Raw genomic sequence first — 8,436 nt, 5'->3', positions numbered from 1 at the left:
AATATTTTATTCTATTATGCCAACATAAATATAATGCCAACATAAGGGCGCTTATGTTGTACACTACATAACCGTCCCAAAGTAATCGGACGTATGACATTTTCAGCCAGATTATTATCCCAAAGCAGGCGTCCGTCCTCCAAACATGTCATCATGTTGTCCCATCGTGAATAGGCATATGTGATAGCTTTCCCAGCCAGAGAATTTTGGCTGTACTTGATACCTTCCGTTTCCATCCACACCTTCATGGCTTCCATAACTGGTTTGGCCAGTTCCAGGCGTTTCGCCTTTCGTTCTTCATACGACAAGCCTGCTTTGTCGCAGTAGTGCTCAATCTTGTATATATACTGTATCTGTGTCAGTCCATATCCTGCCATCTCCCTATTTTCATCAAGGGCCAGTTCAAAATGTCGACGGATATGCGTCAGGCAGTTGAGTAACCGCACGTCGGGATTGGTCTTGAAGGCTGTCTCATAACCTACAAAACCATCGCATTGAAGATATCCTCTATATGTATATTGATTTGCCAGAGATTCGATGACCGCTCCTGCCCGGGATCCATCATCATAATAGAAAATGACCAGTTTTTCCATGACTGACCTTACCATCCATAGATATTCCTTGTCAGCCTTGTGCTTTTCCCTGTTGATGACTGGAACTGTGGTTTCATCCGCCTGTACATAGTCACAGGAGAAGACCTCCCGCTTGAGGGCAACTACATACTCACCCCGCTTCCCATAAGAACAGCGCGCTCTGGGTGAGTCTTTTTTTTGTAATTCAAAAGAGATATAAAAGAATGACTAGTCCTAAATAACTGCTGCAAGTTTTAGACAAAAATACAGCTCAGCAAGACTATCCTTACTGAACTATATTTTTATAACTTTCAATTCTTATCCGTTTTTACGGCTCACAACATATGTAACCCTCTTGATCATAAGCTTTTCGCTCATGATGAATTAAATCTATCAACTGTTGTAATTCGCACACATCCGACTTAATGTCTTTGAAACGGTAATATTGTTCATCATATCTTTTCCGGGAACCGGACTTCAGACGGGATTCTATATCATCCGGAATTAAATAGGAAGAACGTTCTTTGCCCAAATATTGCTGAAACTCATAGAGAAATATGTTTATTCCTGCCAAATCAAAGTCACCGAAGTGAAGATAATGATTGGATATAGTACACAGCCATTTTCTAAGATCGGTCGATTGTGGATATCTGGATACGAAAAGTACTTTATCAGAAAGGTCATGATTATGAAGGTATTTTTCAAAGAATGTCCGTTGCTTACGAATCATCCTAAAGTTTTCCATATTCTCCACACCCATCACTACTACATCTTCCGGTATTGCAAATTTCTTCCAGTCCGAGACAAAAAGAAAACTCCCTTCCTGCGGATTTACCACCAACGGTTTTTCGTCAAGAAAACACTCAATAGGTTCATAACTGTTTACAGGAAATCCCGGACAGGAACGGATCATGACGAGTTTGGAGTTTCCTGTCTCCGCAGCCATTGTGGCACGGGAATCTGAAGCATTTACTTCGAGAAGGCGATAACGCTCATCCTTATCTACAAGAAATCTTTTCAGAGCCTCAGCATCACGGGCACGATATGATTTTCTTGAGCCACGTGATACAACCAACAGCAGACCTTCTGCCAACAGCTCATCAAGCAACTTACTGTTCAGCCTCGACCCGGCAACCTGTTCACCGGCTAACAATGCCTGTATAGACGCACTTATTGCCATATTATCTGATTAATTTATTCGTTTCAACAATTTCTCTACTCTTGTCCTTACTCCATGCTTACTTAACAGGTATGTATAGCGGTAGTCGTATGGATTATACGATGTAGGTGAACTGTTGATAAGATAGATATTGCGTGAATTGGCAAACTGCAGAATGCCTTTTATATTGGTAGGATGCAAGCGACCTATCTCATCCATCATGCAGTGTACGATAAAATCACCACTTTTTTTGGCAGCCTTTTTCTTAAACACATTGATGAGCATGATATTAACCATTGCTTTCACAAGAATATCCGTACCATCCGATCCTACATTATTAATACGTTCAACCCAGCCGGTGTCATTGTCGTTCTCTTTCACACGGAACTGTAAACGGAAAGCGTCCCCCAAAGATACAGTCGGACGATTCGGTTCGTTCTGCAACTGATGAGACAGGCTCTTCAGATAATCTACGACCTTACGGTTCACTTCATCCCGATTATTATTTGAGAAAAGGTTCAGTTCGCCGATAGAAAAAGCATTCTCTATCGCATAATCGTGAATGGATATAAGCAGTTTCATGAGTTTGTCAGATGATTCATCTGCCCTGAGTTCAATACTCTTGATTACTCCTGCAAAATTCTTTTCTATAAAATCACGGTTTATATCCTGTATCACCCCATCCACATCCGACCTGCGTTTCATCAGTGAACCGATTTCCGCCGAGATACGTCCCAAAATATCTTTATAATGCTCGCTGGTACGTCTGCGGAACTCCTCGATTTTATTATTGTCCATAAAGTCCTGCAAATCCGCTGCAATCTCCAAATAGTCATTGTCTGTTACAGGCATTGTATTGAAATGGAAAGCATTTTGGGGCTTAAAGTTACGATTGAAACTGACAACTATGGATTTAAGCTTGTCTATCGATTCACGCTTCTGATTGACCGTACCTCGAAGTTGACTTAAAAGTTGCTGACAATCCAACTCGGTCTTCTTCATCTTGTCATCAGAGAGGAAAGCATCAGGCACCAGATGCTCATTTTCTACCATCTGATGATAAAGCGTCAAGCCTTCTCTCCTATGCGTCAGTTCACCACGAACCTTTTTCCGGCGCTCTTCCATTTCTTTACATTTTTTCCCGATACGTGTCCGCCTGTCTTCATAACGCTGACGTATCATGGCGAGCCGCTGCTCTATAGTCTTAATTGCCTTTTTGATTTCCGGCTCCTTGGCAAAAAGATTTTGCTCTGTGTCGCGATATCTGATAACAATTGAACGTTCTTTATCAATCCTCATCAACAGATCCTTTAAATCATTTAAAGCCCTGCGGTATTGCTCGAGCAGGTTCGTATCAACGCCCTTGCCTGCAAGTTCGGCTTTCTGCTGTTCGTCGAGTTGTTGCTTCTGTGCAGCGAATTCCTGATTACGTTCGGCCGCTACAGCATCTTGCGACTCCTTGAAAATACGCAATTCCTCATCAAGTGCTTTGGCTGCTTTATTAAACGATGAATCGAGCTCCTTAAGGTCCTTTTTATTCTTCAATTCGTACTTATTACGTGCCTCCTTCTCCGAATTCACGTTCAGCACAGCCTCATTAAAGGAACGTTCACGAATTTCTTTTTCGCGGGAAATCTGTTCCTGTTCTTCCATCTCCAGCTTATGCCTACGGTTTTGCAGGTTCTGCCGCTTGGCTGGCACCTGTTCTTCTTCCACCTTCAACGATGTCATTTTCTGACGAAGCGGATTGACCTGTACAGCATATTTCTTGCCAAGTTTAGCTATCTCTTCCTGAAGAGTAACGGGCAATTGCGCAAGCTGATGGTTAATCTGCCGTACCTGCTCTTCCAGGTTATTCTTCTCCAATCTATATTCATCAGGCGTACGATGCACAGAGGCAATATTATCCAGGTTTAACTTTACGCCAAACATGCCATTAGCCACAGTGTCCAACTGAGGGTCAAGCCCTTGAGCATATAGAATCCTCTCTTCGTCAACGACTTTGCCTATCGTGTTCTCCCAACCTTCAGCGTTTTCACAAAGCCACTTGTAAAGAGAACCGTCTAAACGAGCCAATAAATCATGAATCTTCGCGATTTGTTCACGCATTTGTGTACGGTCAGCGTCAAGACGTTCCTGCTCACGCTGAGAGGCTTGTTTTATCTCCGTTTCTTTCATCTCATACTCGGCAGTAATCCGGGCAATCTGACTTTTTACCGCTGTCTGTTGGGCCGCATTCTCTTTTTCCGAAAAATTCAATTGTTGCAGTTCCTCATCTACTTGCTTTATTTCAGTAGCTTTGGGATGCCAATGCCGGAGTTCCTTCAGCGCATTTTCAGTCCTGTTCTGTTCGGTCAACAACATTTGCAGACGTTCGTCAGAGTCATGTCGCCAGCTGTTGAAAGTCTCCATAACCTGATTCCTGTTTCTGGTACGTTCTTCTTCCAAGCTCTTACGCTTTATCTGAAGTTCGGTCTGTTTCTGATAATATGCTTCTTTCTGCATGTTCCCAAACGCCTGACGTGCATTTTCCAATTTACCTCTTGCAATGTTGTACTTTTCTTCTATCGATGCATAAGCTTTCAACAAATCATCCAATAGCGTTTGTTTATCAGCAGCCTCCTGTCTGATAGCAGACTCACGACCGGCAAGAGCGAGTTTGTCATCAATACCCTCGTCAGCGAAATACTTTCTTGCCTGTGCTATTTCCTTCAGTTTACCCTTTTTGGCACCAAGGTCCTGATTGAGTGCGTCTTTTTCTTTATCATATTCTGCCGTAAGTTCCTTTTCACGGTTATGCTCTTTCTCTATGTCCGCTTCAACTTCTGCGGCTTCTATCTCCAAAAGAGGTATATGCTTTTCACTATAAGCTACAGCATGATTGAGCATGTGCCATACGTCAGACAACTGCTGGTCGAGTGCTACAATTGTACGGCCCTGTTCAGCTATTTTCAATGCTTGCTGACGCACAGGGTAACTGCCATCACGTGTTTGGCGGAACCAACAGTCTATCTCGTCATACTCCCGCTCAAAATCTGTAACAAGTCGTCTGTAGGTCTGCAAATCAATCGGCAAATCCTCATCAGTCATGGATTGTATAATCGTATTCTTTACAAAGTCCGCATCAAGTTTGGTATTCAGAAAGACATTCTGAATGCTTCGTGGGATATTCTGATAATGCGAACTCTGCACCAGTGCATAACGCGCATATTTATGGTCATGAGTGTTGCCAAAGATTATATCCTTGAACATCACACCGGACTCGATTCTTGCAGAAACAGCTACGTCTTTGTCTATACGTTCGCGAATCTTCACCCAGTCACTCAATACCTGCTTGTCATCGTCTATCAGCCATTCACGCTGATAAGGTGCATCAATAAACCGCCATGAAGCGCGTCCCTGATATCTGCCGACAAGTATCGTATATGCGCCATTGTCTCGAATCACTTCATAAAGTATATAAGAGTTTGACTGGCGAAAATAAAATTCATCAAACGATTTCTGTCCCTGTTGAATACCCAAATGCTGTTTATCCGCATTGTAGAAAAACAGCAGTGCCCTCAATACCGTACTTTTACCGACACCCTGAGTCCCTGTGAAATGCACATTCCCGTCTACAGATATCTCTGCATACGGAATATTGGCACTATTGATAAAAATAATCTTATTCAGGTATTTCATCTTCATTTGCAATTTGAATTATTTCAACCAATTCTTCGACATAGCGGAATGCCGAAGTAACCTTAAAGGTCTCATCAAGTTCGCTGATACACTCCGCAAATCCCATGTTCTGCATTTCCTGAAGCAGTTTGTTTACTATTTCAACATTAGACCCCACACCGTATTTTTTGAACAGACGGTTTGCCTTTTCCTTCAGTTCGATATCCAGACTGATCTGTTCCATCAAATGGCTTTTGCGGAACTGATATCCTGCAGCAAATGACTGATTATAGCATTTCAGAAAATCCAGATAGTCAAGCCATTTTGAAAAGCTGTCCAATTTCTGCTCTATCGTCTGTTTACCCTCTCCTATTCTTGAAAAATAGAAGTAACCATTACCAGATTCCAGTTGCAGACCGATTTCCTTGAAGTATTCTGTATAATCTTCCAGATTCTCCTCGATATCCTCATACAGATGACGGACAGAGGTATCTGCACTGTCTACCGAAAGAAACTCTCCCCGGCTTAACCGCTCGTATATTCTTTGAGTATTATTTCGCATAAATTATAGGATATTCAATGTCTTGATAAATTGCATATTCGCCTGTTATCCGGCATTCATCAGGATGCAAGATAACCAACTGACAGAAGAGAGTGGCATGTTCTTCTATGCTACGTTTTACTTTATAGTCATACCTCAGAATGAACTCGAACAGATTATAACTTGATGCTAAAAATGCATTCCAGACTTCGGCAGAATCCACCTCCTTCAGTTGCCGGATATGTTCTTGCAAGTCTTCCTCTGCCAGAGGCCCGGCTTCCGTTCTGGCTGTTTTCTGTACCCCATTCCGTTCAGCAATTCGTCTCAGCAACTTTACTACCTGATCGTTTTCCCTTAGCATTTCTAAAGACAGGCGAATCTTATTGTATTGGCGGGATTCCATCCAAAGAGGATTCCTTTCTTCCAGAACTTTTACAAGGTTCGTATCGGTCTTGATAAGCAACTGATCTTGCAGGAACTTCAACTTCCGTATCTTTTTGTAAAGTTGATTTTGCAGGTCTATCTGATTGATATAGGAAATAATCTGTCTGTCAATTTCCATTAGCGCATGATAGGCTTCTACAAAATCATGTTTCACATCGCTACAGGTCTTTGCCATGTGCGGATCATTGGCCATGATGAAAAAGGCGTGTTCATTATCCATCAGTTTTTCACATTCACGTATCATGGCACGAATGCTATGGCTCTTTTCATCCAGATTCTCCAGTTTCTTCTTTTTGATGACATAATTGGGTTCTTGCTTATAGGCATTGTCCATATTACGCTTCAAATCCACCACATTCTTCAGGGTCCTGAATCCGGTCTTCTTTAAAAGTTGCCGCACACTATCCTGATATCCGGCTTTGCGGTTGGGATTAGTCTCTTGCAAGAAATAACCGATATTCTCTTTCAGGGTGTTGATGCATTCCTGTACGCTTAATACGCTAATTTCCTCATTGACATTCAGCACTTCCTCAAAGAAGTTCAGATAGTCGCTCTCAATCTCAACCGCATTTCCGGATTCCACCAGCACACCATAATCAACCAGCTTTCTCAATCTTTGTTCATTTCCTCCGACAAGGTCAATGGCAAGACCCGACGGAAACTTCATAAGCTTCCGCTTCCCAAACATCTCACTTAGCAATCTTTGCTCACGTGAAAGCGTTTTCGTCAGTTCTTCTATACTTCTAAAATGCGTCAGGACATCCATATATTCAAAACGACCAGTCCATCACGTTCCTTGCGTTGATTTAGAATGATGTTTTTCATTCCCTATATTGTTATTCAAATGCAATATTACTATTTTTCATTCAAATAACAATGTCTGTTGCACAATATATGTACTATTTATGCACTACAAAATCATTATTGAGTAAAATCTTACATCGTTGTGACCAAGAACTGCCATATCATAAAACCTTGTATCCTACGTACACATAGCGGTTTTACTCCTCAAGTTGGGATTCCATACCGACACATTATAAGTTACAAATAAACTGTTCTGAATTTATCGTGCGATGATTGGGGATGAGTTTTCGAGGCATTTTTTGTTTCTGTGATGAGGAAGATAGCGGGCTATCTGACGAAGAACAGAAGCGGAAAGGACCAAAAAATCGCCCAAAGCACACACGAAAACGAACACATCAAGCCAAGAAAAACTTTTTGGAGAAATTCAAAACAGCTTCTGAGATTATTTGTTGCAATTGTAAAGAAATACATTCTTAAGTGAATGTGACGGAAGGTATCATTACCATGCGTGCCTGCTTGCCAAACCATATACCGGTTATCTGCTTTACAGTTTTCATGTGAAGCCCGACACTTATGAGGTCGGTGTCATTTATGTGCATTCGCCCGAACTTCGTAAACTCGGGATAAAGGAACTGCATTTGGTAAAAGCCATAAAAATAAAGAAATAATCCATTGTTCTTTGACATACATATGAAAAATAAGGGGGGTAGATGATAAAAAGCTCTGATTAGAGGCCTAATACGAACGGATTTTTGTAAATTCGCAAAATTTTTAGAAATCCGATATGATAATACAAGGTCCTGAAATATATTATGCGGCATCCTGCCTGATACTGGTCGTTACGTCACTGTTTTGTGCGTTGGTGCGTTATTTCCACATGTGCCGTCCGTTTGACGAGGAAGAAACCTATTTTTATCCGGCCCGCAAGCTCATCACAATTATCTATGCCTGTTTTGCCTTGCCTGTGGTATGGCTTTTCCGGATGGACAGCCCTGACGCATGTCTTTTTATGCGTGTTTTTCTTGTGCTGCTGTTGCCCGGTGCGGGCGTGTTGTCGTTCCGCCGGTTTTTCTTCAGCAAGACAAGACACCGCAAACTGATATTTGTATTGTCCGGCATCATTCCTCTGGCTATTATGCTGGCCTGTTGGATATACGGCTGGATTGGCGGAGATACCCTCTACCGCCATCGTGATATGCTTCTTCTCCTTATCGGAGGATATTCCCTGCTGCTTACAGCCATGCTGTTGCATACCA

General features: G+C 42.0%; 7 protein-coding genes and 1 pseudogene. 2 read left to right on the top strand and 6 right to left on the bottom strand.

Annotation, left to right across the window (positions count from 1 at the left end; genetic code table 11):
- Positions 1-14: 14 nt before the first annotated feature.
- The 5 genes from H9625_RS16605 to H9625_RS16585 form a co-directional block, all read right to left on the bottom strand.
- The gene (locus H9625_RS16605) at positions 15-788 is read right to left on the bottom strand and encodes an IS66 family transposase (RefSeq protein ID WP_317173129.1); all 774 of its coding nucleotides are present in this window, start codon (positions 786-788) and stop codon (positions 15-17) included.
- 112 nt (positions 789-900) lie between these two features.
- A complete protein-coding gene (locus tag H9625_RS16600) occupies positions 901-1,752 on the bottom strand; it encodes a DUF7281 domain-containing protein (protein ID WP_191765407.1) in 852 nt (283 codons plus the stop codon).
- Between the two features lie 9 nt (positions 1,753-1,761).
- On the bottom strand, positions 1,762-5,412 hold the full coding sequence (locus tag H9625_RS16595) for an ATP-binding protein (protein WP_191765405.1): 3,651 nt from the start codon (positions 5,410-5,412) through the stop codon (positions 1,762-1,764).
- Entirely contained in the window at positions 5,396-5,953 is a 558-nt protein-coding gene (locus H9625_RS16590) for a condensin complex protein MksE (RefSeq protein ID WP_191765403.1), read from the bottom strand. Before H9625_RS16590 ends, H9625_RS16595 begins: the two co-directional genes overlap by 17 nt.
- Positions 5,943-7,043: a hypothetical protein gene (locus H9625_RS16585; protein WP_225226479.1), complete on the bottom strand. Its 1,101-nt coding sequence runs from the start codon at positions 7,041-7,043 to the stop codon at positions 5,943-5,945. Before H9625_RS16585 ends, H9625_RS16590 begins: the two co-directional genes overlap by 11 nt.
- A 416-nt stretch (positions 7,044-7,459) precedes the next feature.
- Between H9625_RS16585 and H9625_RS16580 the strand changes: the two genes are divergently transcribed.
- Positions 7,460-7,657 carry a hypothetical protein gene (locus H9625_RS16580; RefSeq protein ID WP_191765401.1) on the top strand — a complete coding sequence of 66 codons (198 nt, stop codon included), beginning with the start codon at positions 7,460-7,462 and terminating at the stop codon, positions 7,655-7,657.
- Here H9625_RS16580 and H9625_RS16575 read toward each other — a convergent pair.
- On the bottom strand, positions 7,654-7,866 hold the full coding sequence (locus H9625_RS16575) for a hypothetical protein (RefSeq protein ID WP_191765399.1): 213 nt from the start codon (positions 7,864-7,866) through the stop codon (positions 7,654-7,656). The two genes, H9625_RS16580 and H9625_RS16575, sit on opposite strands and share 4 nt — an antisense overlap.
- A gap of 98 nt (positions 7,867-7,964) precedes the next feature.
- Between H9625_RS16575 and H9625_RS16570 the strand changes: the two are divergent.
- Positions 7,965-8,436 (top strand): annotated as a pseudogene (locus H9625_RS16570) (helix-turn-helix domain-containing protein); the annotation flags it as partial.

Source organism: Phocaeicola intestinalis (assembly GCF_014837065.1).
Classification (GTDB): domain Bacteria; phylum Bacteroidota; class Bacteroidia; order Bacteroidales; family Bacteroidaceae; genus Phocaeicola; species Phocaeicola intestinalis.
This window is presented reverse-complemented; position numbering and strand designations above follow the sequence as displayed.